This is a genomic window from Micromonospora trifolii, assembly GCF_022229005.1.
In the GTDB taxonomy this organism is placed as follows: domain Bacteria; phylum Actinomycetota; class Actinomycetes; order Mycobacteriales; family Micromonosporaceae; genus Micromonospora; species Micromonospora trifolii.
Genome location: NZ_JAKKFD010000027.1, coordinates 15,856 through 40,417 on the forward strand (window position 1 = coordinate 15,856; position 24,562 = coordinate 40,417).

General features: G+C 71.8%; 23 protein-coding genes. 11 read left to right on the top strand and 12 right to left on the bottom strand.

Annotation, left to right across the window (positions count from 1 at the left end):
• The first annotated feature begins 13 nt into the window (after nt 1-13).
• Nucleotides 14-646 (top strand): uracil phosphoribosyltransferase, encoded by a 633-nt coding sequence (gene upp, locus NIE79_RS18005; RefSeq protein WP_238679673.1) that lies wholly within the window; start codon nt 14-16, stop codon nt 644-646.
• A 73-nt stretch (nt 647-719) separates the two neighbouring features.
• Entirely contained in the window at nt 720-1,397 is a 678-nt protein-coding gene (locus NIE79_RS18010; protein WP_238679674.1) for a GOLPH3/VPS74 family protein, read from the top strand.
• A 13-nt stretch (nt 1,398-1,410) separates the two neighbouring features.
• Here NIE79_RS18010 and NIE79_RS18015 read toward each other — a convergent pair whose 3' ends face one another.
• Nucleotides 1,411-3,078 (bottom strand): phospho-sugar mutase, encoded by a 1,668-nt coding sequence (locus tag NIE79_RS18015; protein WP_238679675.1) that lies wholly within the window; start codon nt 3,076-3,078, stop codon nt 1,411-1,413.
• Nucleotides 3,079-3,126: 48 nt separating this feature from the next.
• Entirely contained in the window at nt 3,127-5,196 is a 2,070-nt protein-coding gene (locus NIE79_RS18020) for a serine/threonine-protein kinase (RefSeq protein WP_238679676.1), read from the bottom strand.
• Nucleotides 5,197-5,402: 206 nt separating this feature from the next.
• Here NIE79_RS18020 and NIE79_RS18025 point away from each other — a divergent pair, with 206 nt between their 5' ends.
• Both NIE79_RS18025 and NIE79_RS18030 read left to right on the top strand, forming a co-directional pair.
• On the top strand, nt 5,403-6,986 hold the full coding sequence (locus tag NIE79_RS18025; protein WP_238679677.1) for an acyl-CoA mutase large subunit family protein: 1,584 nt from the start codon (nt 5,403-5,405) through the stop codon (nt 6,984-6,986).
• A 456-nt stretch (nt 6,987-7,442) separates the two neighbouring features.
• Nucleotides 7,443-8,702, top strand: a complete 1,260-nt coding sequence (locus tag NIE79_RS18030) for an amidohydrolase (protein WP_238679678.1) — start codon at nt 7,443-7,445, stop codon at nt 8,700-8,702.
• Here NIE79_RS18030 and NIE79_RS18035 read toward each other — a convergent pair.
• Nucleotides 8,659-9,624 (bottom strand): DUF4349 domain-containing protein, encoded by a 966-nt coding sequence (locus tag NIE79_RS18035; RefSeq protein WP_238679679.1) that lies wholly within the window; start codon nt 9,622-9,624, stop codon nt 8,659-8,661. The genes NIE79_RS18030 and NIE79_RS18035 overlap by 44 nt on opposite strands.
• Before the next feature lie 93 nt (nt 9,625-9,717).
• Here NIE79_RS18035 and NIE79_RS18040 point away from each other — a divergent pair, with 93 nt between their 5' ends.
• The 4 genes from NIE79_RS18040 to NIE79_RS18055 all read left to right on the top strand — a co-directional run bounded on the left by NIE79_RS18040 (nt 9,718) and on the right by NIE79_RS18055 (nt 13,199).
• Nucleotides 9,718-10,350 (top strand): MBL fold metallo-hydrolase, encoded by a 633-nt coding sequence (locus tag NIE79_RS18040; protein WP_238679680.1) that lies wholly within the window; start codon nt 9,718-9,720, stop codon nt 10,348-10,350.
• 5 nt (nt 10,351-10,355) lie between these two features.
• Nucleotides 10,356-11,339, top strand: a complete 984-nt coding sequence (locus NIE79_RS18045; RefSeq protein ID WP_238679681.1) for a hypothetical protein — start codon at nt 10,356-10,358, stop codon at nt 11,337-11,339.
• A gap of 104 nt (nt 11,340-11,443) precedes the next feature.
• The gene (locus NIE79_RS18050) at nt 11,444-12,178 is read left to right on the top strand and encodes an SCO6745 family protein (RefSeq protein ID WP_238679682.1); all 735 of its coding nucleotides are present in this window, start codon (nt 11,444-11,446) and stop codon (nt 12,176-12,178) included.
• A 61-nt stretch (nt 12,179-12,239) separates the two neighbouring features.
• Nucleotides 12,240-13,199, top strand: coding sequence for a GNAT family N-acetyltransferase (locus NIE79_RS18055; RefSeq protein WP_238679683.1), 960 nt, complete (start codon nt 12,240-12,242; stop codon nt 13,197-13,199).
• Nucleotides 13,200-13,274: 75 nt separating this feature from the next.
• Here the strand turns inward: NIE79_RS18055 and NIE79_RS18060 are convergent, their stop codons facing one another.
• Nucleotides 13,275-13,730: a gamma-glutamylcyclotransferase family protein gene (locus tag NIE79_RS18060; protein ID WP_091394460.1), complete on the bottom strand. Its 456-nt coding sequence runs from the start codon at nt 13,728-13,730 to the stop codon at nt 13,275-13,277.
• A gap of 106 nt (nt 13,731-13,836) precedes the next feature.
• Between NIE79_RS18060 and NIE79_RS18065 the strand changes: the two genes are divergently transcribed.
• Nucleotides 13,837-15,240 carry an NAD(P)H-quinone dehydrogenase gene (locus NIE79_RS18065; RefSeq protein ID WP_238679684.1) on the top strand — a complete coding sequence of 468 codons (1,404 nt, stop codon included), beginning with the start codon at nt 13,837-13,839 and terminating at the stop codon, nt 15,238-15,240.
• Here the strand turns inward: NIE79_RS18065 and NIE79_RS18070 are convergent.
• From NIE79_RS18070 to NIE79_RS18085, 4 genes are all read right to left on the bottom strand, one after another.
• Nucleotides 15,218-15,838, bottom strand: coding sequence for a DUF998 domain-containing protein (locus tag NIE79_RS18070; RefSeq protein ID WP_238679685.1), 621 nt, complete (start codon nt 15,836-15,838; stop codon nt 15,218-15,220). The two genes, NIE79_RS18065 and NIE79_RS18070, sit on opposite strands and share 23 nt — an antisense overlap.
• A gap of 152 nt (nt 15,839-15,990) precedes the next feature.
• On the bottom strand, nt 15,991-16,323 hold the full coding sequence (locus NIE79_RS18075; RefSeq protein ID WP_238679686.1) for a helix-turn-helix domain-containing protein: 333 nt from the start codon (nt 16,321-16,323) through the stop codon (nt 15,991-15,993).
• Nucleotides 16,320-16,688 (bottom strand): type II toxin-antitoxin system RelE/ParE family toxin, encoded by a 369-nt coding sequence (locus NIE79_RS18080; protein WP_238679687.1) that lies wholly within the window; start codon nt 16,686-16,688, stop codon nt 16,320-16,322. Before NIE79_RS18080 ends, NIE79_RS18075 begins: the two co-directional genes overlap by 4 nt.
• Nucleotides 16,689-16,732: 44 nt before the next feature.
• Entirely contained in the window at nt 16,733-17,359 is a 627-nt protein-coding gene (locus NIE79_RS18085; RefSeq protein ID WP_238679688.1) for a DedA family protein, read from the bottom strand.
• 506 nt (nt 17,360-17,865) lie between these two features.
• Here NIE79_RS18085 and thrS point away from each other — a divergent pair.
• Nucleotides 17,866-19,083, top strand: coding sequence for a threonine--tRNA ligase (gene thrS / locus NIE79_RS18090; protein ID WP_238679689.1), 1,218 nt, complete (start codon nt 17,866-17,868; stop codon nt 19,081-19,083).
• A gap of 39 nt (nt 19,084-19,122) precedes the next feature.
• Here the strand turns inward: thrS and NIE79_RS18095 are convergent, their stop codons facing one another.
• The 4 genes from NIE79_RS18095 to NIE79_RS18110 form a co-directional block, all read right to left on the bottom strand.
• Nucleotides 19,123-21,048, bottom strand: a complete 1,926-nt coding sequence (locus tag NIE79_RS18095) for an ABC transporter ATP-binding protein (RefSeq protein ID WP_372471649.1) — start codon at nt 21,046-21,048, stop codon at nt 19,123-19,125.
• Between the two features lie 176 nt (nt 21,049-21,224).
• Nucleotides 21,225-22,958: an ABC transporter ATP-binding protein gene (locus NIE79_RS18100; RefSeq protein WP_238679690.1), complete on the bottom strand. Its 1,734-nt coding sequence runs from the start codon at nt 22,956-22,958 to the stop codon at nt 21,225-21,227.
• Nucleotides 22,952-23,434: a MarR family winged helix-turn-helix transcriptional regulator gene (locus tag NIE79_RS18105; protein WP_238679691.1), complete on the bottom strand. Its 483-nt coding sequence runs from the start codon at nt 23,432-23,434 to the stop codon at nt 22,952-22,954. Before NIE79_RS18105 ends, NIE79_RS18100 begins: the two co-directional genes overlap by 7 nt.
• 25 nt (nt 23,435-23,459) lie before the next feature.
• Nucleotides 23,460-23,906, bottom strand: coding sequence for a DoxX family protein (locus NIE79_RS18110; protein WP_238679692.1), 447 nt, complete (start codon nt 23,904-23,906; stop codon nt 23,460-23,462).
• Between the two features lie 83 nt (nt 23,907-23,989).
• Between NIE79_RS18110 and NIE79_RS18115 the strand changes: the two genes are divergently transcribed.
• Nucleotides 23,990-24,550 (top strand): TetR/AcrR family transcriptional regulator, encoded by a 561-nt coding sequence (locus NIE79_RS18115; protein WP_238679693.1) that lies wholly within the window; start codon nt 23,990-23,992, stop codon nt 24,548-24,550.
• Nucleotides 24,551-24,562: the final 12 nt, after the last annotated feature.

The window sequence follows — 24,562 nt, forward strand, 5'->3', positions numbered from 1 at the left end:
AGGTTGAGCGATCGTGGACGTACACGTCATTGACCATCCGCTGGCCCAGTCCCGGTTGACTGCCATGCGGGACGCGCGCACCGATTCCTCGACGTTCCGGGCGGCGCTGCACGAACTGACCACCATGCTGGTGTACGAGGCTGCGCGCACCTTCCCCGTCGAGCGGTACCCGGTGCAGACGCCGGTCACCGGCACCGAGGGCACCCGGCTGGCCAACCCGCCGCTGCTGGTCCCGGTGCTGCGCGCCGGCCTGGGCATGGCGGACGCCGCGTTGGGCCTTCTGCCCGAGTCCTCGATGGGGTTCGTGGGCCTGGCCCGCGACGAGGTGACCTACGAGCCTCGCGCGTACATGGAATCGCTGCCACGCGACCTGGCCGGGCTGCCGGTGCTGGTGCTCGACCCGATGCTGGCCACCGGCGGTTCGCTGGAGCATTCCTGTCGGCTGCTGGCCGATCGGGGCTGCACCGACATCACGGTGCTCTGTGTGCTCGCCGCCCCGGTCGGCATCGACCGGCTGAAGCGCTCCGGCTTGCCGTTGCGCCTGGTCACGGCCTCGATCGACGAGGGGCTCAACGACAGCATGTTCATTGTCCCGGGCCTCGGCGACGCCGGCGACCGCCAGTTCGGTGGCATGCCCCGCTTCTGAGGGGGATACCCGGTCGGTGCCGGGTCCGGCGGGTCCGTGCGCGCGGTGCGTGGACCCGCTACCGTCTCCGGCCATGACTGGTGTTGCGCTCGCCGAGGAGTTGCTGCTCCTCGCCTACGACGACACGACCGGCAAGGCGACCATGCCACGGATCAGCCTGGACCTGGGCATGGCCGCCGCGGTGCTGGTCGAGCTGGCTCTGGCCGGCCGGATCGCGTACGCCGACGGGTCCCTGACGGTGATCGATCCGACGCCGACGGGCGAGCCGTTCAGCGACGATGTGCTCAGCCGGATCACCGCCGACACCCCGCACACCCCGGCGTCCTGGGTGCAGCGTCTGCGGCACGGCCTGCGCGACCGGATCCTCGCCGACCTGTGCCGGCAGGGCGTCGTCCGGGACGTCGACGAGACCGAGCTGGGCTTCATCCACGTGCACCGTTACCCGGTCGTGGACACCTCCGTGGAGGCGGAGACCCGGCAGCGGCTGGCCGAGGCGCTGACCGGCGCGGCAGCCCCGGACGAGCGGACCGCCGCGCTGGCCACCCTGGTGGTGGTGCTCCGGATGGAGTCCGCGCTCGGGGTGAGCGGCGAGGCCGCCGCCGACGCCCGCCGCCGCTTGACGGAGATCGCCACCGGCGCCGGGTTCTCCGGCGAGGTGAGCACCGACGACTCGGTGGTCCGCCCGTCGGTCGGCCTGGTCGTCGCCGCCCTGGCCAAGGCCGTCGACCAGGCCCTCGGCCCACGCCGCTGACCCCGCGCGCCGGTCAGAGCCCCAGAGCTGCGGCGATCTCGCCGCGCAGCGCGGCGACCGCCGACGCCGCCCTGCCGCGGGCCGTCTGGACGTCACCGTCCACTACCGGTTCCACCACCTCGAGGTACGCCTTGAGCTTCGGCTCGGTCCCGGACGGGCGGATCACCACCCGGGCCGCAGCGGTCCGCAGGATCACCACGTCCGACTCGGGCAGCAGGTCCCGGACACTGTCCACCGGCTGCCCGAGCAGGGTGGCCGGGGTGACCGCCCGGATCCGGGCCATCGCGTCGGCGATGACCCGCAGGTCGTCCACCCGGGCGGAGAGCTGGTCGGTGTGGTGTACGCCGAACTCGGCGGCCAGCTCGTCCAGCCGGTCGGTCAGCGTACGACCCTGCGTCTTCAGGCCGGCGGCCAACTCGGCCACCGTCAGAGCGGCGGTGATGCCGTCCTTGTCCCGGACGTGTTCCGGGGCGACGCAGTAACCGAGCGCCTCCTCGTAGCCGAAGACCAGCGGCGCGCTCCCGCCGCCGGCCCGCACGATCCACTTGAAGCCGGTCAGCGTCTCGTCGTAGGGCAGGCCCCGGGCCGCGCACATCGCCCGCAGCAGCGACGACGACACGATGGTGGTGGCGTAGAGCCCGGTCACCCCCCGGCGCATCAGGTGGTCGGCGAGCAGGACACCCACCTCGTCGCCGCGCAGCATCCGCCAGCCGTCGCTGTCGTCCCGGACGACCACAGCGCAACGGTCGGCGTCCGGGTCGTTGGCGATGGCGAGGTCCGCGCCGGTGGAGTCGGCCAGGGCGATCAGCCGGTCCACCGCACCGGGCTCCTCCGGGTTGGGGAACGACACGGTGGGGAACGCCGGGTCCGGCTCGGCCTGGTCGGGCACCACCCCGGGGGTCGGGAAGCCAGCGCGGGCGAAGGCGGCGGTGAGCACCGCGGCGCCCACCCCGTGCAGCGGCGTGTACGCCACCGTCAGGTCCCGTGGCCCGTCCGCGTCGATCACCGCGGTGGCCCGTTCGACGTACGAGGCGACCAGGTCGTCACCGAGCACCTGACCGGGCTCGCCCAACGGCACCTGGGCCAGCGGCCCGACCGATCGGATGGCCGCCTCGATACCGGCGTCGGCGGGTGGCACGATCTGCGCGCCGGCGCCCAACTCACCGCCCAGCTCCGCGCCGAGGTAGACCTTGTAGCCGTTGTCCTGTGGCGGGTTGTGGCTGGCCGTGACCATCACGCCGGCGACACCGCCGAGGTGCCGCACGGCGTACGCCAGCACCGGGGTGGGCAGCGGGTGGGGCAGCAGCAGCGCCGGGCGGCCCGCACCGGTGGCCACCTGGGCGGTGCGCTCCGCGAATTGCCGGGAGCCGTGCCGGGCGTCGTACCCGATCACCAGCGGGCCGGTGGCACCCTGGGCCGCGAGCCAGGTGACCAGGCCGGCAGCGGCCTGGGTGACCACGGCGAGGTTCATGCCGTTCGGGCCGGCGCGCAGCGGGCCGCGCAGGCCCGCCGTGCCGAAGGTCAGCGGGCCGGCGAACCGGTCGGCCAGCTCCGGGGCGCTCGCCGGCAGCCCGTTGAGCACCGCCGTCAGCTCGTCCCGGCTGACCGGGTCGGGGTCGTCGGCCAGCCAACGCCGGGCTTGCTCGCGAATGTCGTCGATGTCAGTGGTGTCCGCCGCCATGCCCCTTGATAGCACGGCGGCGGATCACCCCTGTGGGTTCCCTCCGGCTCAGCCGTTTCCGGTGAGCTGGAACGTCCGCGTCATCTCGTCGAAGATCGGCTTGCTCTCCGCGAACTTGGAGTCAGTGGCGGTGAGGTAGAACGAGTACGCCTTGCCGTCCTGCGCCACGCCCCGCCAGACGCCGTGCCGCATCGCGTCACCCTCACCGCAGGTGTACTCGAATTCCGCTGCCGGCTTGCTGGCCAGCTCCGTCTCGGTGGAGGCGATCTGGTTGTACGGCTTGACGCAGGAGGTGCTCCGGGTCTTGAGGCCGTTCTCGGCCGTCTCGGCCCACCGGGTGGAGCTGCTGCTCCACTTCTCGGTGATGATGCGGACCTTGCGGCCGCTGTCCGTCGGGTCGACGTAGTCGGTGTACGAAGGGCCGGTGGCCTTCTTCCAGCCCTTCGGCACCATGACCTGGATTCCGCGCGCCGTGTGCTCCTGCATCTCGACAGTGGGAGCCACCGGGGCGGACGACGTGGTGGGCTGCGCGGCCGGGGTGCTCGGCGGTGCGTCGTCGCCGCCGGAGAGCGCCACGGCGGTGAGCAGCAACACGACGACCAGACCGCCGGCCGCGGCGAGCTGCACCTTGCGCGGCCAGCCCTTGACAGTGGTGACGAGCTGACCACCGGTGGCCCGGACCTTGTCCATCGGGCTGCCGGCCGAAGCGGCGGGCGCGGTCGCCCAGGGCTGGCCGGTGCCCGGCACCGACCACTGGTTGCCGCCGCCGTAGGTGCCGCCGACACGCTGGGTGGCCTCCGGTGCCCCGCCGCCGTACCCGACCTGCTGGGTGGCATCGGCCGGGCTGCCGTAGCTGACCCGCTGGGTGGCGTCGGGGTGCCCGCCGGCGTCCACCCGCTGGGTGGCGTCCGCGTTGCCGCCGTAGGTGCGCCCGGCCGCCGGTCGGCCGGGGGTCGGCATCGCGCCGGTCGGCGTGTGCAGCGGACCGGCCAACGCGTCGGCGCTGGTCTCGTCGAGGCCGCCGATGGCGCCGGCCGCGCGAGATGCCTGGGGACGTTCGCCCCGGCGCAGCGCGGCCAGCCGGTCGGTCAGGGACTCGTCCGGGGCCAGCATCGCCGGGCCACCGATCTGGCTGTCCGGCTTCGGCTCCGGCTGGGCCGGCGGGAGGACGGGGATGGGACGCTGCTGCACCGGCACCACGGCGTACGGGTCGGTGACCGAGTGCACAGCCGTCGCCGTGCTGCCCAGCGGGCCGGCGAGCAGCTCGCGCAGCATCGCCCGGGAGGTGTGCACGTCGAGTCGGCGCGCCGGGTCCTTCTCCAACAGACCCATCAGCACCCGGGTCAGCGGGCCGCTGCGCTGCGGCGGGGCGGGCGGGTCCTCCACCACGGCGTGCATGGTCTCGATCGGGTCGCCCTTGTCGAACGGCGGCCGCCCCTCGACGGCGGTGTAGAGCGTCACGCCCAGCGAGAACAGGTCACTGGGAGGGCCGAACTCCTGGCCCATGGCCCGCTCGGGCGAGATGAAGTGCGGTGAGCCGAGCACCATGCCGGGGGTGGTGAGCTGCACGTCGGTGGGCATCCGGGCGACCCCGAAGTCGGTCAGCACGCAGCGCCCGTCGGTGCAGATCAGCACGTTTGCGGGTTTGACGTCGCGGTGCAGCACGCCGATCGCGTGCGCGACCTCCAACGCGCCGAGCAGCGCGATGCCGATCTTGGCGACGGTGCGGGGCGCGACCGGCCCGTCCTCGATCACCATGTCGGCGAGGCTGCGGGCGTCCAGCAGCTCCATCACGATCCACGGCCGGCCGGCCTCGGTGACCACGTCGTACACCTGCACCACGGCGGGGTGCTGGATGGCGGCGGCGGCGCGGGCCTCGCGCAGGGTGCGTTCGTACATCGCGTCGCGGTCGCTGGGGGCCAGCCCCGGGGGCAGGACGACCTCCTTCACCGCCACGTCACGGCGCAGCAGGGTGTCTGTGGCGCGCCACACCGTGCCCATGCCGCCGTTGCCCACCGAGGACCGCAGCGAGTACCGGCCACCAATGGTGGTGCCGGGCGCCGCTCGTCCGTTGGCGGGACTAACTGGTCCGCCGCTCCACGTCGGGATCTGAGTCACAGAAAAGCCACCGGGGGAAATCGAGGGGGGCTGGGACACAACCCCCCTATCTTGCTGGTTCCGACGCCCGATGCGAAAGCCGACGCGGCGGACGTTTGTCGAAGTCGACAGAACGTGCCCTGTCGTTCACCTGGTGTCGACCGGTCGGGACGCACTGTGCGGTATCCCTCACCCGACGACGTGGCCAGGCGTCCTACCATCCGGGGATGAACCAACGGCGGTCAAGTGAGTCCGGTTTCCCGATCAACGGCGTCTACACGGAGGCCGATCTTCCGGAGGACCTGGACTCCCGGCTCGGCAGCCCGGGCGAGTTCCCGTACACCAGGGGTGTCTACCCCACCATGTACACCTCCCGCCCGTGGACCATGCGCCAGTACGCCGGCTTCGGCACCGCCACCGAGTCCAACGCGCGGTACCACCAGCTGTTGCGGGCCGGCACGATGGGCCTCTCGGTCGCGTTCGACCTGCCGACCCAGATGGGCTACGACTCCGACGAGCCGATCGCGCACGGCGAGGTCGGCAAGGTGGGCGTCGCGATCGACTCCATCGAGGACATGCGGCTACTCTTCGCCGACATCCCACTGGACAAGGTGTCCACCTCGATGACGATCAACGCACCCGGCTCGGTGCTGCTGCTGCTCTACCAACTCGTCGCCGAGGAGAACGGGGTGCCGGGCGCGGCGCTCAACGGCACCATCCAGAACGACATCCTCAAGGAGTACATCGCCCGGGGGACGTACATCTTCCCGCCGAAGCCGTCGCTGCGCCTGGTGGCCGACACGTTCGCGTACTGCCGCAGCGAGGTGCCGAAGTGGAACACCATTTCCATCTCCGGCTACCACATGGCGGAGGCCGGCGCGACGCCCGCGCAGGAGATCGCGTTCACCCTGGCCAACGGGGTGGAGTACGTACGGGCGGCGCTGGCCGCCGGGCTCGCCGTCGACGACTTCGCGCCCCGGTTGTCGTTCTTCTTCGTGGCCCGCACCACGCTGCTGGAGGAGGTGGCGAAGTTCCGCGCCGCCCGGCGGATCTGGGCCCGGCTGATGCGGGACGACTTCGGCGCCAAGGATCCGAAGTCGATGATGCTGCGGTTCCACACCCAGACCGCTGGCGTGCAGCTCACCGCCCAGCAGCCGGAGGTGAACCTGGTTCGGGTGGCGGTGCAGGGGTTGGCCGCCGTGCTCGGTGGCACCCAGTCGTTGCACACCAACAGCTTCGACGAGGCGATCGCGCTGCCCACCGAGAAGGCGGCCCGGCTCGCGCTGCGTACCCAGCAGGTGCTGGCCTACGAGACGGACCTGACCGCCACCGTCGACCCGTTCGCCGGGTCGTACGTGGTGGAGGCGATGACCGCCGAGATCGAGGCCGCCGCCATCGAGTTGATGGAGCGGGTGGCCGACCACGGCTCGGCGGTGGACGCGATCGAGGCCGGGTTCCAGAAGCGGGAGATCGAGCAGTCCGCGTACCGGATCGCCCAGGAGATCGACTCGGGGGAACGGGTGGTGGTCGGGCTCAACCGGTTCACAGTGGACGAGGAGGAGCCGTACGAGCCGCTGCGGGTCGACCCGACGATCGAGGCGGCCCAGGCCGACCGGCTGGCCCGGCTGCGCTCCGAGCGGGACGCCGACGCGGTGGCGCGGGCACTCGCCGATCTTCGGGCCGCCGCCGAGGGCACTGACAACGTGTTGTACCCGATGAAGGAGGCGCTGCGGGCCCGGGCGACAGTGGGCGAGGTCTGCGGGACGCTGCGTGAGGTGTGGGGGTTGTACCGGCCCACCGACCGCTTCTGAGCGCCCGGCCGCCACGGCGGCCTCGGGGCGCGGTGTGTCCGGCGCTCTCAGCGGGTATGCGGTCGGTTGAGCCGGGACGCACACCCTGTGCGCCCACGGTGGGTGGCTGCGTGTGAGCGTCCTTAACCGGCTCGTTGCGGAGTGTGGTCGGCTAATTGTCGGAGTGTCAGTTCATCACCCCGACTAATGCGACAATTTGGCAACGGGGCTCCGACTGGCGCCGGGATTCGTGACCGCCGCGATCGGTTACGCGTTGTAGGAGGTGAGGGGCTGATGACGGCATTCGACCGTGATCTACCTGCTGTCCCTCGCCTCGACGAGCGCCCCCAGCAGGGCATACGTGACTCTGTGCGGTCCGATCATTACCGTAACGAGGTTGCGCAGCGTCACCGTCGGAGGTCTAGGCTGTCTGCTGTCCCCGATGATCCATCCATTCCTAGTGATCGAGAATTCGACGTGACGAGTGCGTTGACGCTGCCCGCAAATGGCCAGCTGGCGTCGTCCTGGCCGGAGACGCCGCCGGGATCCCAGCCCCTGCCCCGCGAGCTGGACCACCTTCTCGCGCTCCGGGCACCGGGGTTGATCGCTACGCGCCGTCACCTCCACTCGCACCCTGAGCTCTCCGGCACCGAGTTCGAGACGGCCGCGCTGATCGCCCGGGAGTTGTCGCTGGCCGGGCTGACCCCGCGCCTGTTGCCCAAGGGCAACGGTGTGATCTGCGACGTCAACGGCAGGCCGGACGGCCCGGTCGTGGCGCTGCGCGCCGACATCGACGCCCTGCCGCTGGACGACCCCAAGGACGTCCCGTACCGGTCGACGGTTGAGGGCGTGTGCCACGCCTGCGGGCACGACGTGCACACCTCGATCCTGCTCGGCGTCGGCATGCTGCTGGCCCAGCTCGCCGACCTCGGTGAGCTGGACGGCCGGGTCCGGCTCATCTTCCAGCCGGCCGAGGAGATCCTGCCCTGCGGTTCGCTGGAGGTCATCGAGGCCGGCGGCCTGGACGACGTGGTGCAGATCTTCGCGCTGCACTGCGACCCGAACCTGCCGGTGGGCCAGGTCGGCCTGCGGGTCGGCCCGATCACCGCGGCAGCCGACAACGTGACGGTCCGACTCTCCGGCCCGGGCGGGCACACCGCCCGCCCGCACCTGACAGTGGACATGGTCGACGCCCTCGGTCGGCTGATCACCGAGGTGCCCGCCCTGGTCAGCCGCCGGGTGCCGGCCAACAGTGGCCTGCTGCTGGTCTTCGGCCACGCCTCGGCCGGCACCCGTTACAACGTCATCCCGTCCGAGGCGAGCGCCTCCGGCACCCTCCGGGTGATGGACCGCGACACCTGGGAGCAGGCTCCCAAGATCGTCGCTCAGGTGGTGCGGGACGTGATCGCACCGACCGGCGCCACCGTCGACCTGGAATATCTGCGCGGCCGGCCGCCGGTGTGCAACGACGCCCGCGCCATCCAGGTGCTGACCGCCGCCACGGCCGCCGCACTCGGCCCGGACGGGATCGCCGAGACACCGCAGAGCATGGGCGGCGAGGACTTCTCCTGGTACCTGGAGTACGTCCCCGGTGCCCTCGCCCGGCTCGGCGTGGGTCGCTCCGGCCCCAACGTCGACCTGCACCGGGCGAGCTTCGACGTGGACGAGCGGGCCATCCCGGTCGGTGTCCGCGTCATGGTGCAGACCGCGCTGCGGGCACTGGCGGCGGCGCGCTGACCGGCGCGACCAGAGCCCGGGTCGTGCGCCGTCGGCGCAGCACCACCAACAGCACCACCAGCGGTACGCCGAACGCCACCAGCCAGGGCAGCAACGCGCCCAGCACCGTGAGCAGGACGGTCATCGAGACGACGAACGCCTTCCAGCCGCCCCTGAGCCCGACCAGGAAGCCGGTCTCGGTTTCCTCCTCGGTGTCCTTTGCCGCCGGCCCGGCCAGCGACACGGTGATCGTGGAGAGAGCGGTCAGGTCGGCCAGGCGTCGCTTCTTGGCCTCCAGCGAGGCCAGGTCGGCCTCCCGTCGGCCCAACTCGTTCTCCAGCGACACCAGGTCGGTGATCGAGGTGGCCCGGGACAGCAACCGGCGGGCGCTCTCCACCCGGGCCCGCTGACTGGTGATCCGGGCGTCCAGGTCGACGGTCTCCTCGGTGACGTCCTGAGTGTTGATCTCCCGGCTCTGCTGCCGACCGAGTTTCGCCATCTCCTCCACCACGTCGGTGAACTTCGCCGCCGGCACCCGTAGCTCCAGCTCCGCCACCGCGTCGTCGTCGTCGGCACTGCGTCGCTCGTCGCCACCGACGAAGCCGCCGGCCCGGGCGGCCACGGCGGCGGCCTCGCGGGCCGCCGAGTCCACATCGTCCACCTGCACCCGCATCGTTCCGGTGTAGATGATCGCCCGCTGGTCGACCCGCAGGTCCGGTGCGCCGGCGCCGGCCCCCTCCGGCGCGCCCGCCGCGGCGTCCCGGCCCGCCTCGCCGCCGTTGGCCGCTGGCGCCTCGGCCGTCGTGCCCGCGCTGTCCTGCGCCCCGCTGTCGCCGGCGCCGCACCCCGTCAGCGCCAGGGCCGCCGCCAGTGTCGTCGCCGCCAGCAGCGCACCGCGGCGTCGTCCCACCTGTCCGTCCATCCCCGCTCCCATCGTCGTCAACCGGTGTGGCGATAGCTCGGACGCGACGCGCACGCCGGCTGGTTCCGGCAGACTGCGCTGAGGACGTCACGATTCGATAATCGAGGAGTCACGATGCGGCTCACCAAGTACGCCCACTCCTGCCTTCGGGTGGAACACGACGGGGGAGTGCTCGTCGTCGACCCCGGTGTGTTCAGCGACGCCGCTGCGGCGCTGGACGGTGCGGACGCGGTGCTGATCACCCACCAACACCCCGACCACCTCGACCTGGCAGCGGTGCGCCGCCAGCTCGACCGGCAGCCGTTCCCGATCCACGGGCCCGCCTCGCTCGGCGAGGCCCTGGGCGACTCGGCCGACGTGTTGCGCCCGGTCAGCGTCGGTGAGTCGTTCACCGCCGCCGGGGTGGCGGTGCGCGCGTACGGGGGGAGGCACGCCGTGATCCACCCCGACATCCCGGTGGTCGACAACCTCGGTTACCTGATCAACGACGTGGTCTACCACCCGGGCGACTCCCTGGTGGTGCCTGACGAGACACCCGTCGACACGCTCTTCGCGCCGATCCACGCCCCCTGGTCGAAGTTCTCCGAGGTGGTCGACTTCATCCGCGCGGTCGCGCCGCGGCGCGCGTACGCACTGCACGACGCGTTGCTCAACGACAACGGGCTGGGCGTGCTCGACCGGCAGTACACCGCGCTGTCCGGCACCGAGTATCAGCGACTGGAGCCCGGTAGCCGGGTCGACGTCTGACCGCGATGCCCGGCCTCTCCGCGGAGCTGGTGCAGCAGCTCTACCGCACCCCACCGGACCGGTTCGTGGCCGCCCGGGACGCCGCTGTGGCCGAGGCCCGCCGGTCCGGCGACCCGACCACCGCCCGGCAACTGGGCCGGCTGCGTCGCCCGACGGTGGCAGCCTGGTTGGTGAACCTGCTCTCCATCCGACGTCCGGAGCTGGTCGCCGATCTGGTGCAGCTCGCCGACGCCCTGCGGGTCGCCCAGCGGGAGCTGCGCGGGCCCCGACTGCGGGAGCTGTCCGCGCAGCGCCGGGCGGTGGTCGGCGCCCTGGTCGCCGAGGTGCGCAAGCTCGCCGCGGCCGAGCCGGACGCGCCACCGGCGAGCCGGCTGCCCCTGGCCGAGGTGGAGGCGACGCTGAACGCGGCGTTCTCCGACGTCGAGGTCGCCGAGCAGGTGCGGGCCGGACGGCTGCTGCGGGCGGCCAGCTACGCCGGCTTCGGTGAGGTGCCCCGGCCGCAACTGCGGCTGGTCACCGGTGAGGACGAGGAGCGTGAGGAGGAACGCCCGGCCCGCCGACCCGGCCCCCAGCGGGGCCGTGCGGAGGCGGTACCCCGCACGGACCGGGCCGCCGAGCGTGCCGAGCAGGCCGAACGGGCCGCACAGCGGGCGGCCCGAGCCGAGCGGACCCGGCAGCGCCGCGCCCTGGACCGGGAGTTGGCGAAGGCCCAGGCCGACCAGGAGCGGGCCGAGGCCGAGCTGACCGAGGCGACCGGGCAGGAGCGCGACGGTGCGGCCGTACTCGATGGTCTTGAGGCCGAGCTGGCCGAGCTGGAGCGGCGGCGCGCGGTCGCCGAGCAGGACCTCAGCCGGGCCAAGCTCGCCCGGCGTGCCGCCGAGCGGGCGGTCACAGTGGCCCGGCGGCGCGCCGGTGAGGTCGAGGCGGCGGTCGAGGCACTGGCGGCCGAAGAGGGGGATGCGGACGCGGGCGATGGCGCGGCAGACTGACCATCGATGGACGACGACGAGTGTGCGGGCCGTACACGGCGGGTGGCCCCGGATCGGGACGTGGTCGTGGTCGGCGGGCCCGGTTGCCCGAGCGGGGCACCGCAGTGACTCCGGAGCAGGTAGCGGCCGCCAGTAAGCCCGTCGTGCTCGACCTGGGCGACGCCTTCAGCCGGGACCCGACCACGTTGCGTCGGGCCCGACTGCTCGGCATTTCCGGCTGGGCCTTCTACATCAGCGGCCGGGCCGGCGCGCTCGGCGATGTGCGGGCCGAGACGGCCGCCGCCGCCCTCGGGTTCATCGCCCCGGACGCGGTCGCCGACGGCTGGGACGCCGCCGCGCGGGTCGTTGCGCCGTTCGAGGTGGCCGCCGCGAGCCTCGCCGAATGCTGCCGGTGGGGGGCCCGGCAACTCGGCCCCCTGCCCGGCACCGAGCGCCTGTCGGCGCTCGTCGAGCGGGCCGTGGTGGCCGCGGAGGCGAGTGCGATGCCGCTCTTCGCCGCGTGGCGGGCCATGCCGCTTCCGGATCTTTCTCCCGGGGCCCGCAGCGCCGCCGGGCTGCGGCTGCTCCGGGAACACTTCACCGGCGCCTACCTGCTGGCGGTACGCGCCGCCGGAATGACCCCGCTGGAGGCCGTGCTGGCCGGGCCGGAGGGCGAGGCCGGGGCGGTGGCCTGTGGCTGGCCGCCGCCGTACCCGCCGATCGGGCCGCTGGTGCGCCGCCGACTCTGGGCGGAGGCGGTGACCAACCGGCTGGCCGCGCCGGCGTTCACGGCCCTCGGCCCCGCCGACGGCGCGGAGTTGGTGGAGTTGCTGCACCGCACCCGGGTCGACCTCGGCTGAGCCTCCCGCCGGCCGGAAAATGGGCGGCGCCGCAGCGGATCGGCTGCCAGGATGTCCTGCCGTGACCCTTCCCGCTGGTTGGACGACGCGCCGGCCCACCCTCGACGACGTGCCGACGATCCTCGCGGTGGTGCACGCCGCCGACACCTTCGCCATCGGCCATCCCGACTTCGACGCCGAGGACGTCGCGGCGTCGCTGACCGCCCCCCACTTCGACCCGACCCGGGACTCCTGGCTGGCCATCGACCCGGACGACACGGTGGTCGGCTGGGCGACCGTGGACAACCCCACCGCTGTGGGCCGCGAGTTCGTGGAGGTCTACGTCGACCCGGTACGGGCCGCCGCCGTCCGCGCGCCGTTGCTGCTCCGCCAACTGGACCGGGTCGCCGAGCGCGCCGCCGAGCGGGGGCTGCCGTCGCTCACCGTCCGCTGCGCGGTCTTCGCCCCGGAACGTGACTGGGAACACACACTGCGCGGGCTCGGGTTCGCCCTGGTGAAGCGGTACGTCCGGATGAGCCGGCAGTTGGACGACCTGCCCGACGAGCCGGCCGGGCCATCGGCCGTGACGGTGCGTCCGGTCCGCCCGGACGACGAGGCCGACCTGGTGGAGTTCCACCGGATCTACGAGGCCGCCTTCGGTGACACCCCGGACCACGAGCCGCTGTCGTACGAGCGGTGGCGGGCCCGGATCGGCGACCTGACCGCCTGGGACGAGTGGTTCGTCGCCGAGGTGGACGGGGTGCCGGTCGGCGCGTTGCAGTCCTCGGATCAGGCGCTCGACCAGCAGTCGGGCTGGGTGAAGAGTCTGTCGGTGCTCTCCGCGTACCGGCGTCAGGGGGTGGGTGCGGCGTTGCTGCGCCGCGCCTTCGCCCGCTACGCCGAGAAGGGGCGTCAGGCGGTCGGCCTGGGCGTCGACCTCACCAACCCGACGGCACCGCTGTCGCTGTACCGGTCGGTGGGCCTGCGGGAAACCCAGTGGACCGACATGTACGAACTTTCCGTTCCGGCGGCCGGTGTGTGATTGACGACCCCGGCCCGGCCCGCCCGGCGCTCCGGTCGACAGCGGTAGCAGACTGGAGGGGTGCGATACGCGCTGCTACGGCGAGGCGGTGCCGGTGGGGCGGGCCCGCAGCTCGGTGACGTAGTCGTCCGGGGCGCCCGCCTTCTCGGCGGCGTTCGCGATCTCCGACAGATACCACGAGGTCGGCAGGCCACCCTCGTACCCGTTGAAGACGTAGATCCACGCGGTCACGTCGCCGTCGAGGGTGGAGACGCGCACGTGCAGCTTGCGGTACGTGCCGGCGGTCACTCCCTCGATCTCGTCGAGCTGGCCCGCGTCGTACGGGTGGATGTCGTAGAGCGCCACGAAGACCCGGTCACCGGGAGACTCGACAAGGGTGCTCACCGCACCCTCCCAGCCGATCACGTCCGCCCCGGCGAAGGTCAGCCGCCAGCCCTCCAGCCAGCCGGTGCCCACCATCGGCGAATGCGGACAGTAGGCGCGCATCCGGGCGGGGTCGAGATTTGAGCCGTAGGCGGCGTGATGACGCACGGCGATGACGATAGCCCGGCCGACGGGTGGGGGAGAATACGACAGTGCGTGTCGAATGCGCTCGGGAGAAGAAAGTCACTGTGACCATGGACGAAGGGCGAACGCTGTGAGCCGGATCGTGATCATCGGTGGGGGGCCGGCCGGGTACGAGGCGGCTCTGGTCGCCGCCCAGCTGGACGCCGATGTCACTGTGGTGGAGGCCGACGGCGCGGGCGGCGCCTGCGTGCTCTCCGACTGCGTACCGTCGAAGACCTTCATCGCCAGCTCGCAGGTGGTCACCGGCTACCGCGACACCGAGGAGTTCGGGGTGCACTCGGACGGCCTGGAGGCGGTCACCGTCGACGCGCGGGCGGTGCACGGGCGGGTCAAGCGGTTGGCCCTGGCGCAGTCCGCGGACATCCACGCCAAGTTGCTGAAGGCGGGGGTCACCTTCGTGGCCGGCACCGCTCGGCTCGGCGAGGACTCCCTCGGGCACACCCACCGGGTCGTCGTCACCCCCGCCGACGGCGGCGAGGAGTACTCGATCGACGCGTCCACAGTGCTGGTGGCCACCGGCTCGACGCCCCGCCAGCTGCCCACCGCCGTGCCGGACGGCGAGCGCATCCTGACCTGGCGACAGGTGTACGACCTGCCGGAGCTGCCCGAGCACCTGATCGTGGTCGGGTCCGGCGTGACCGGCGCGGAGTTCGCCAGCGCGTACCTGGCGATGGGGGTCGAGGTGACACTGGTCTCCAGCCGGGACCGGGTGATGCCCCACGAGGACGCCGACGCCGCCTCCGCCATCGAGCGGGTGTTCCGCAACCGGGGCATGGAGATCCTCAACAACTCCCGGGCCGACGCGGTGCGGCGGACCGCCAACGGCGTCGAGGTGGAGCTTTCCGACGGCCGTAGGGTGACCGGCTCGCATGCGCTGATCACCGTCGGTTCGATCCCCAACACGGCCAACCTGGGCCTGACCGAGTACGGGGTGGAGTTGGGCCGGGGCGGCTACCTGACAGTCGACCGGGCTTCCCGGACCAACGTGCCCGGCATCTACGCCGCCGGCGACTGCACCGGGGTGCTCCTGCTGGCCAGCGTCGCCGCCATGCAGGGCCGGATCGCCATGTGGCACGCCCTCGGCGAGGCGGTCCGCCCGCTGCGGCTGCGTACCGTCGCGGCGAACGTCTTCACCGACCCGGAGCTGGCCACGGTGGGTGTCTCGCAGGACGAGGTGGACGCGGGCAAGGTGCCGGCCCGGCAGGTGATGCTGCCGCTGTCCGGTAACGCCCGGGCCAAGATGGACGACCTCTCCGACGGTTTCGTGAAGCTGTTCTGCCGTCCCGCCAGCGGTCAGGTGATCGGCGGTGTGGTGGTCGCTCCGAAGGCCAGCGAGCTGATCCTGCCCATCACCATGGCGGTGGAGAACAACCTCACAGTCAACGAGCTGGCCCAGACCATCACCATCTACCCGAGTCTCTCCGGCTCCATCACCGAGGCTGCCCGCCAGCTCATGCTGCACGAGCTGGAGTGACCCGCCGGGTCAGGATCATCGCTATCGTGGCCAGGACGGCGACCTCGGTGAGGATCAGAAGGCGTTCGGCCAAGCCGATGAGCATCCGGTCACCGGGATAGGCGGACCAGATCATCGCCGCCGCGAGGGCCAGGCTCAGCAGGACGAGGGCGCGTAGCGTCCGGGCGGCGGGCGTCAGGTCGGGTCGGCGGGCGAGCAACCAACCGGCCGCCGGCAACGCCAGGAAGGCGACCACCGACGCGTACCGGTGCAGGTAGGCGGCGGTGGTCATGGCGCTGCCCGGCTCGTTCGTCGGCACCACGGCGGCCAGCAGCAGCCCACCCACCCATGCGCCGAGCAGCAGCTCGGCCGTTCGACCGGAGCGCGGCCGGGGTGGGCCGGCGCGGCGCAGTCCGTACAGCAACGCCACTGTGGCGAGCGCGAGCACCACCATGGCGACGTCGATGACGCCGCCCCGGTCGGAGACCGCGAAGTCGCTGATGGTCAACGCCCACGGGTTGAGGTCGTCGTTGACTTCGAGGTGGCCGATCACGGTGAGCAGCGCCGCCAGGGCGATCCCGCCCAGGGCCAGCAGGCCGGTACTCCGGGTAACAGGCATGCCTCAGCCTGTCGCCGCGGACACCCCAGCCGAATCCGGGACAGCCACCGAAATCAACCCCCGGGACCACCCCTAGAGGCCTTCCGGCATGTGGCCGTGACGTGCTTCCGCGCATCCGTGAACGTCCGATGGTTGGGAAGACCTTCGCCAGGTCAGGCGACGTTCAGCTGGATGTTCCCAATGCGGGCGACGATGTCGAGATGACCACCCAGGCCGGTGACGTAGGCGCGGAGTGATTCCAGGCTGGTTTGCTCGCCATTCTCGATCTGGCTGATTCTCGCCTGCGTCAGCCCCGCCGCCTCGGCCAGTTGCACCTGAGTCATACCCAGGTGCTTGCGGATCTCTGCCAGCTGCGCCCCACTGACCGCTGCCAGCATCTGCTCACGGTGCTGAGCGCGCCGGGAGACCCGGTCCGGATCTGCCCAGGATGGATCGATCGCGCGGGCCTTCGCCTTGACGTCCTGCCAGTCAGCTCCATCGGTCATCTCTGTGTTTCCCTCAGCCTGGAGAGGTGCTCCTGAAACCGGTCGTCCGCCAACGGGACCGCCGTCTTGTACCAAGTCTGCCACTGGCCCGACTTGTCGCCAGCGACCAGAAAAACAGCTTCTCGAACGGGATCAAAAGCGAAGATCATGCGGACCTCCGTGGAGCCAGTCGACCCAGGTCGCAACTCCTTCATGTGGTGGAAGATGCTGCCTTTGAGGCGGTCAACCAGGGGACGCCCGAGCGCCGGCCCGTGTTCGGCGAGGAGGTCGATGGCCTCGCTGATGAGGTCGGCGCTGGCGGGATCCGTCTTGCAGAGGTGGAGGAACCACTCCTCGACCTCAGGATGAAGTTTGACGTCCCACATGCTGTCAATATAAGTGCAGCTTATACCCGCAGATCCAACGACACTCAGTCGATGGGGACGTCAACCGCGGCGGCGGCGGCGGCGCGGGCGTGGCGAGCGCTCACCACTGTCATCGCCCATCCGGCCGCGGCGAATCCGGCCGCCGCGGCGGTGGCGATGATGGCCAGCCGCCAGGCCGACTCGGTCAGTGCGGTGCCGCCCAGGTGCCCGACCAGCGCACCGTAGGTGGCCCAGCCCAGCGCGGCGACGGCCTCGTAGAGCACGAACAGGCGGTACGGGTAGCGGCTACGCCCGGCCGAGAAGCAGGCCGCCATCCGGCCGCCGGGCACGAACCGGCAGAGCAGGATCACCAGCGGCCCGGGTTGTCGCAGCCCCTGGGTGACCCGGCTGGCCACCCGGCGGGCGCGGCTCAGCTCGGCGTGCCGGGGTGGCCGCCGGTCCGGTGCACTGCGCCCCAGCAGGTAGCAGGCCAGGTCGCCGGCGAACACGCCGAGCGCGCCGACGGCGATGGTGACCGGCAGGCTGAGCCCGCCGTAGACGGTGAGCGCACCACTGGTGATCATGACGATCTGGGTGGGGATCACCGGGACGAAGGCGTCCGCGATCAGCAGCGCGAGCAGCACCAGGTACGCCCACGTCGGCGACGCGACGTCAGTCAGAAGTTCGGGCACGCCTGCCACCTCGCCGGATGCGGCCGATTGGGTGTCTTGAGCCTGACGTCGTGTCCGGCGTCACGGTGGACGGCCCCGGCCCGTCGTGACCGTCGACACGACTGGGCCATCCAGTTGGAACGAGGCCGGTCGCTGCCGGGTGACGGGGTCGGAGGCGGTTCCACCCGTTCGAGGCGGGCGGCAGAACGGCGTTCGTCGGCGTACCGTTGTCGGCGCGGCCACGCCCGTCGGGTCCCCCGTTCCTGACGATTCGGCCGCCAGGGCCGCCGGCGGGTCCCGCGCCGGCGGCCCACCCCTCCGCCGCAAATCCGGGTGCATTCCCGAACGTCGCGCGGGTACGGTCGCCGTATGCGCAGCGCGGTAGTGATGACCACGACGCCGGGTGTCCCCGGCGCCGCTCTGACGTAATCACAGTCGACCAGGCCCCGGGGCGATCCGCCCCGGATGGCCGCGCGGCGTTCGGTGTCCAGGTCGCCTCCGGGTCGTACCCGATCCAGGAGCCCGACATGATCGACCACCGTAGGCTCGGCCGTGAGCTGGACCTCTTCGTCTCCGATCCGCTGGCCGGCGCCGGCCTGCCGATCTGGCTGCCGGCCGGCGCCGCCGCCCGGCACGCCGTCGAGGATTACGTCCGGGAGTTGGAGCGCCGCTCCGGCCACCAGCACGTCTACTCGCCGCCGCTGGGCAAGCGGGAACTCTTCGAACTCTCCGGCCATCTCGGCTACTTCGCCGACGACATGTTCCCGCCGATGCGGCTGAGCGCCGACGACGAGTTCGTGCTCCGGCCGGCGCTCTGCCCGCACCACGCGTTGGTCTTCCGGGCGCGGGGCCGTTCCTACCGGGAGCTGCCGTTGCGGATCGCGGAGCTGGGCGGGATGTACCGCTCGGAGCGCTCCGGGGTGCTCGGCGGGCTGTCCCGGGTACGCGCCATCTCGCTCAACGACGCGCACACCTTCTGCGCCCCCGAGCAGGTCGGCGCGGAGGTCGTCGAGATCCTCGGGCTGATCCGTGCCGCGCACGCCGCGCTCGGTGTCCGGCCGGCCGGGTTCCGGCTGTCGCTGCGCGGACCGGGCGAGAAGTACGTCGGCGACGACGCCCAGTGGGCCCGCGCCGAGCAGTTGCTCCGGGAGGCGCTGGCCGGGGTGGAGTACGTCGAGGCGCCGGGGGAGGCCGCCTTCTACGGCCCGAAGATCGACATTCAGATCGTCGACGCCGCCGGTCGGGAGTCGACCCTCTCCACCATCCAGTTGGACTTCGACAAGCCGGAACGGTTCGACCTGTCGTACACCGACTCGGACGGCAGCCGGCGTCGGCCGGTGATGGTGCACCGCAGCCTGGTCGGCAGCATGGAGCGGCTGTTCGCGTACCTCATCGAGGTGCACGAGGGCGCGTTCCCGGCCTGGTACGCGCCCGTCCAGTTGGTGTTGTTGCCGGTCGACGACGGCCAGGTCGACGCGGCGGCCGACCTGGCCCGACGGGCGGTCGAGGCCGGCCTGCGGGTCGAGGTCGACGCCTCCGGCTCGCTGGGCGCCCGGGTCCGGGACGCGGCCCGCCGCCGCGTCCCGTACCTCGGGGTGCTGGGTGCCCGGGAGGCGGCCGACGGGCGTCTCGCGCTGCGCCTGCGCGGCGGCCGTGCCCTGGCTCCGATGCCCGCCGACGCCGCGCTCGCCCTGATCGGCGGGCAGGTCGCCGCCCGCGCGACCGACCTGCTGCCGTCGGACTGACACACCCACCGATCGCCTCGCGCGCACGGCCGCCCGACCTCAGACCGACGCCGGTTGGGCGGCCGGTTCCTCGTCGACCACCGCTCCGGTGAACTGTGAACGGTAGAGCCTGTGGTACGCGCCCTGGGCGGCGAGCAACTGCTCGTGGGTGCCCTGCTCGACGATCCGACCGTTCTCCATCATCAGGATCAGGTCGGCGTCGCGGATGGTGGAGAGCCGGTGCGCGATCACGAAGCTGGTCCGGTCCGAGCGCAGCGCGGCCATCGCCCGTTGCAGCAACACCTCGGTGCGGGTGTCCACCGAACTGGTGGCCTCGTCGAGGATCAGCAGCGACGGCTCGGCGAGGAACGCCCGCGCGATGGTGATGAGCTGCTTCTCGCCGGCGCTGACGTTGCTGCCCTCCTCGTCGATGACTGTGTCGTAGCCGTCGGGGAGGCTGCGCACGAACCGGTCCACGAAGGTGGCCCGGGCGGCGGCGAGGATCTCCTCCTCGGTCGCGTCCGGCCGCCCGTAGGCGATGTTGTCCCGGATGGTGCCGCCGAACAGCCAGGTGTCCTGGAGCACCATGCCGATCCGGCCACGCAGGTCGTCGCGGCGCATCGTCGTGATGTCCACCCCGTCGAGGGTGATCCGGCCGGCGTCCAGCTCGTAGAACCGCATCACCAGGTTGACCAGTGTGGTCTTGCCGGCGCCGGTCGGGCCGACGATGGCCACCGTGTGCCCCGGTTCGGCGATCAGCGACAGGTCGTCGATCAGAGGCTTGTCCGGCTCGTAGCGGAACGAGACGCGCTCGAACTCGACCCGACCGTGCGGGTCGGTGACCCGGGCCGGCTCGACCGGGTCGGGGGTCTGCTCGTCCGCGTCGAGCACCGCGAAGACCCGCTCGGCCGACGCCACACCGGACTGGAGCAGGTTGGCCATCGAGGCGAGTTGGGTGAGCGGCTGGGTGAACTGGCGGGAGTACTGGATGAACGCCTGCACGTCGCCGAGGCTCATCGTGCCGGAGGCGACCCGCAGCCCGCCGACCACGGCGATCGCCACGTAGCTCAGGTTTCCGATGAACATCATCGACGGCATGATGATCCCGGAAACGAACTGTGCCCCGAAGCTGGCCCGGAACAACTCATCGTTCTTCGCGTGGAACGCGGCCTCGACCTCACGCTGCCGGCCGAAGACCTTCACCAGCTCATGACCGGTGTACGCCTCCTCGATCTGGCCGTTCAACTCGCCGGTGTGCGTCCACTGGGCGATGAACTGCTTCTGCGAGCGCTTGGCGATGCGCTGGGTGACCAGCACCGACAACGGCACCGCGACCAGCGCCACCAGGGCCAGCACCGGCGAGATCCAGAACATCACCGCCAGCACGCCGACGACTGTCAGCAGCGAGGTGAGCAACTGGCTGAGGGTCTGCTGGAGGCTGGTGGAGATGTTGTCGATGTCGTTGGTGACCCGGCTGAGCAACTCGCCGCGCGGCTGCCTGTCGAAGTAGGGCAGCGGCAGCCGGTTGAGCTTCTCCTCCACCTCGGCGCGCAGCCGCAGCACTGTGCGCTGGACGACCCCGTTGAGCAGCCAACCCTGCCACCAGGACAGCAGGCTCGCCGCCAGGTAGAGCCCGAGCGCCAGCAGCAGCACCCGCTTCAGCGCGCTGAAGTCGATGCCCACCCCGGGCACCACGTCCATCCGGGCCAACATGTCGGCGAAGCTGTTGTTGCCGCTGGCCCGGGCCGCCGCGACGGCCTGCTCGGCGGTGGTGCCGGCGGGCAGTTGCCGGCCGATCACCCCGGTGAAGATCAGGTCGGTGGCGTGGCCGAGGATCTTCGGCCCGGCCACGCTGAACCCGACGCTCACCACTGCCAACGTGATGATCGCGGCCAGGTGCAGTCGGTGCGAGCGCAGCCGGCCGAGCAACCGTCGGGCCGACGGCCCGAAGTTCATCGACTTCTCGGCGGGCATGCCGGCGCTCATCCATCCCGGGCCGCCGCGCTGGCCGCCGGGCGGCAGCCGCTTCGGCGTCGCCGCGCCACCGCCGGTCTCCGCCGCGGGCCCCCCGCCGGGTTGCTGCGCGGTCTCATCGGGCGTCCGTCCGTCGCCGGCCGGCTTCTGACTGGGTACGGCCGCGGTGCGCGGCTCGTCACGCTCGCTCATGCCGCCACCTCCGTGGTCTGCTGCGAGGCCACGATCTCGGCGTACGTCGGGCAGGTTTCCAACAACTCCGCATGTCGTCCCACTCCGACGACGCCTCCGTTTTCCAGGACGATGATCTGATCGGCGTCGATGATCGTGGAGACCCGCTGGGCCACGATGACCACTGCCGCCTGCGCGGTGACCGGCCGCAGTGCCGCTCGCAGCCGCGCGTCGGTGCCCAGGTCGAGCGCGGAGAACGAGTCGTCGAAGAGGTAGATCTCCGGTTGCCGGACCAGGGCCCGGGCGATGGCGAGGCGTTGCCGCTGCCCGCCGGAGACGGTGGTGCCGCCCTGCGCGATCGGGGCGTCCAGCCCACCGGGCATCTGGGCCACGAAGTCCCGGGCCTGGGCGATCTCCAGCGCCGTCCACAGTTCCTCGTCGGTGGCGTCCGGGTTGCCGTAGCGCAGGTTGCTGGCGACCGTCCCGGTGAACAGGTACGGCCGTTGCGGCACCAGGCCGATGCGCCGCCACAGCTCGTCCGGCGCCAACTCCCGCACGTCCACCCCGTCGACCAGCACCGCGCCGGCGGTGACGTCGACCAGGCGGGGGATCAGCGACAGCAGGGTCGTCTTTCCCGCGCCGGTGCTGCCGATGATCGCCGTGGTGGTGCCCGGTGTCGCCCGGAAGGAGATGTCGCGCAGCACCGGCTCCACAGCGCCCGGGTACTGGAAGCGCACCCCGCGCAGCTCCAGCTCGGCTCGGGTGGGCAGCTCGGTGACCGGCGCGGCGGCCGGGACCACCGAGGAGTCGGTGTCCAGCACCTCGACGATCCGCTCGGCGCAGACCGCCGCCCTCGGCACCATCATCAGCATGAAGGTGGCCATCATGACCGCCATCAGGATCTGCATCAGGTACTGGAGGAACGCGGTGAGCGCGCCGACCTGGATCGCGCCGGCGTCCACCCGCTGCGCGCCGAACCAGAGCACCGCCACGCTGGAGACGTTCAGCACCAGCATGACCACCGGGAAGATCAACGCCATCAATCGGCCGGTACGCAGAGCGGTGGCCGTCAGGTCGGCGTTGGCGACGCCGAAGCGGTCCGTCTCGTACGGCTCGCGGACGAACGCGCGGACCACCCGGATGCCGGTGATCTGCTCCCGCAGCACCCGGTTGACAGTGTCGATGCGGGTCTGCATCAGCCGGAAGCCCGGCACCATCCGACGGATGATCGCGCCGAGGGCGATGGCCAGCACCGGCACGCTGACCAGCATCAGCCAGGAGAGCCCGACGTCCTCACGCAGTGCCATGAACACGCCGCCGACGCTCATGATCGGTGCGGCGACGAGCATCGTGCAGCTCATCAGCACGAGCATCTGCACCTGCTGCACGTCGTTGGTGTTGCGGGTGATCAGCGACGGCGCTCCGAACCGGGCCACCTCGCGGGCGGAGAAGCGGTTGACGTGCCCGAACAGTTCGGCGCGTACGTCGCGGCCGAAGCCCATCGCGACCCGGGCGCCCAGGTAGACGGCGGCGATCGAGCAGACGATCTGGATCAGGCTGACCAGCAGCATCCAGCCGCCGGTGCGCACGATGTAGTCGGTGTCGCCCCGGGCCACGCCCTGGTCGATGATGTCCGCGTTGAGGCTGGGCAGGTAGAGCGAGGCCATGGTGCCCACGAACTGGAGCAGCACGACCGCCAGCAAAGGTCTCTGGTAGGTGCGCAGTTGGCCGCGCAGGAGTCGGATCAGCACGCCGGGTCCTTCGTTTCGGTAGGGCGTCCGGTCATCCGCGGGTCGTCTCCGCTGCCGATGACCTCAAGCAGGAACTCCCGGATCACCTTGGCCTTCGCCGGGTCGGCGTCGACCGAGGTGAGGGGCCGCCCGGAGTGCATGAGCGCGCCGAGCGCGGCCACCCGTTCCCGCCCGGCGGGGGTGATGGCGAGTCGGATGCTGCGTCGGTCGTTGTCGTCGCGCTGCCGCTCGACCAGACCGTCGCGCTCGAGCGTGTCGACGATGCCGGTCAGCGTCGCCGGGCGGACGAACCCCTTCTCGGCGACCGCCCGGTGCGGCAACTCGCCGTGTCGGGCGAGCGTCATCAGGGTGATCATGCCGGCCTGGGTGAGGCCGTGCTCCTCGGCGAGGTAGCGGTTCCACCGCTGCCCGACCAGGTGCCCGGCCACCACCAGCAGCCGGCCGAGCGGCACGTCCTGGAGGGTCACGAGTTCCACGACAGGTAGGTTAGCTCCCTGATAGTCAGGGGCCAAACGAAATTGCCGCAGCGGTGGCCACGAACACGATCTGTAGGACGGTGCGCTGTGCCAGCGGAGTGACCGGGTGGCCGGCGAGGGTCAGTTCACGACGGGCGGCCGAGACGTTGGCCGGGAACATGGCGAGCATGAGCAGGCCGAGCCCGGCTGCCGCGACCCGGGCGGTCGCCGGCACCAGCAGGCCGACGGCGCCGACCAGTTCCAGCACGCCGGTGACGGCGACCAGCAGGTCCGGTCGGGGCAGTCGGGGCGGGACCATCGCGATCAGGCCGGCGCGGCGCTGGCCGACGAAGTGTGCGACGGCGGTCAGCGTGAACATCACCGCCAGCCCGACGCGCAGCGCGGGGTGCCAGCCGTCCAGTGCAGAGATGCCGGCCAAACCGGCGAGTCGGGCCAGCGCGGTGCCGACGATCAAGGCGATCAGGGGTGCCATCGGAATCCTCCTCGGGAAAACTTGTCAGTGGCAAGATTGCGCGCCAGAGGCGCATCTTGTCAATGGCAAGATAGGATTGGCGCATGACGGACACTCGCGCCTATCACCACGGCGACCTGCGTCGCACCCTCCTCGCCGCGGCGCTGGAGGCCGTCGGGGAGGTCGGGCCCGCCGCGCTGAGCCTGCGCGACCTGGCCCGCCGGGCCGGTGTCTCGCACGCCGCGCCCGCACACCACTTCGGCGACAAGGCATGCCTGCTCACCGCGCTCGCCGCGCAGGGCTTCGACCTGCTGGCCCAGACGTTGACCGAGGCGGATGGCGACCTGTTGGAGGCCGGCGTCGCGTACGTCGACTTCGCCGTCACGCACCGGGCGTACTTCGAGGTGATGTTCCGGCCGGAGCTCTACCGGGCCGACGACGCCGAGTTGACCGCGGCGCGGGGTCGGGCCGGCGCGGCGCTCCGCTCCGGGGTGGCGGCGCTACCCACCGGCGGCGCTCCCGCCGACACCGACCGGGACTCGCTCGCGGCCTGGTCGATCGCGCACGGCTTCGCCACCCTCTGGCTGGCCGGCGCGCTGCCCGACCGGGTGGGCGACAACCCCCGCGAGGCAGCCCGCGCCGTGCTCCGCCGACTGTCAACCTAGAACCAACCCCCC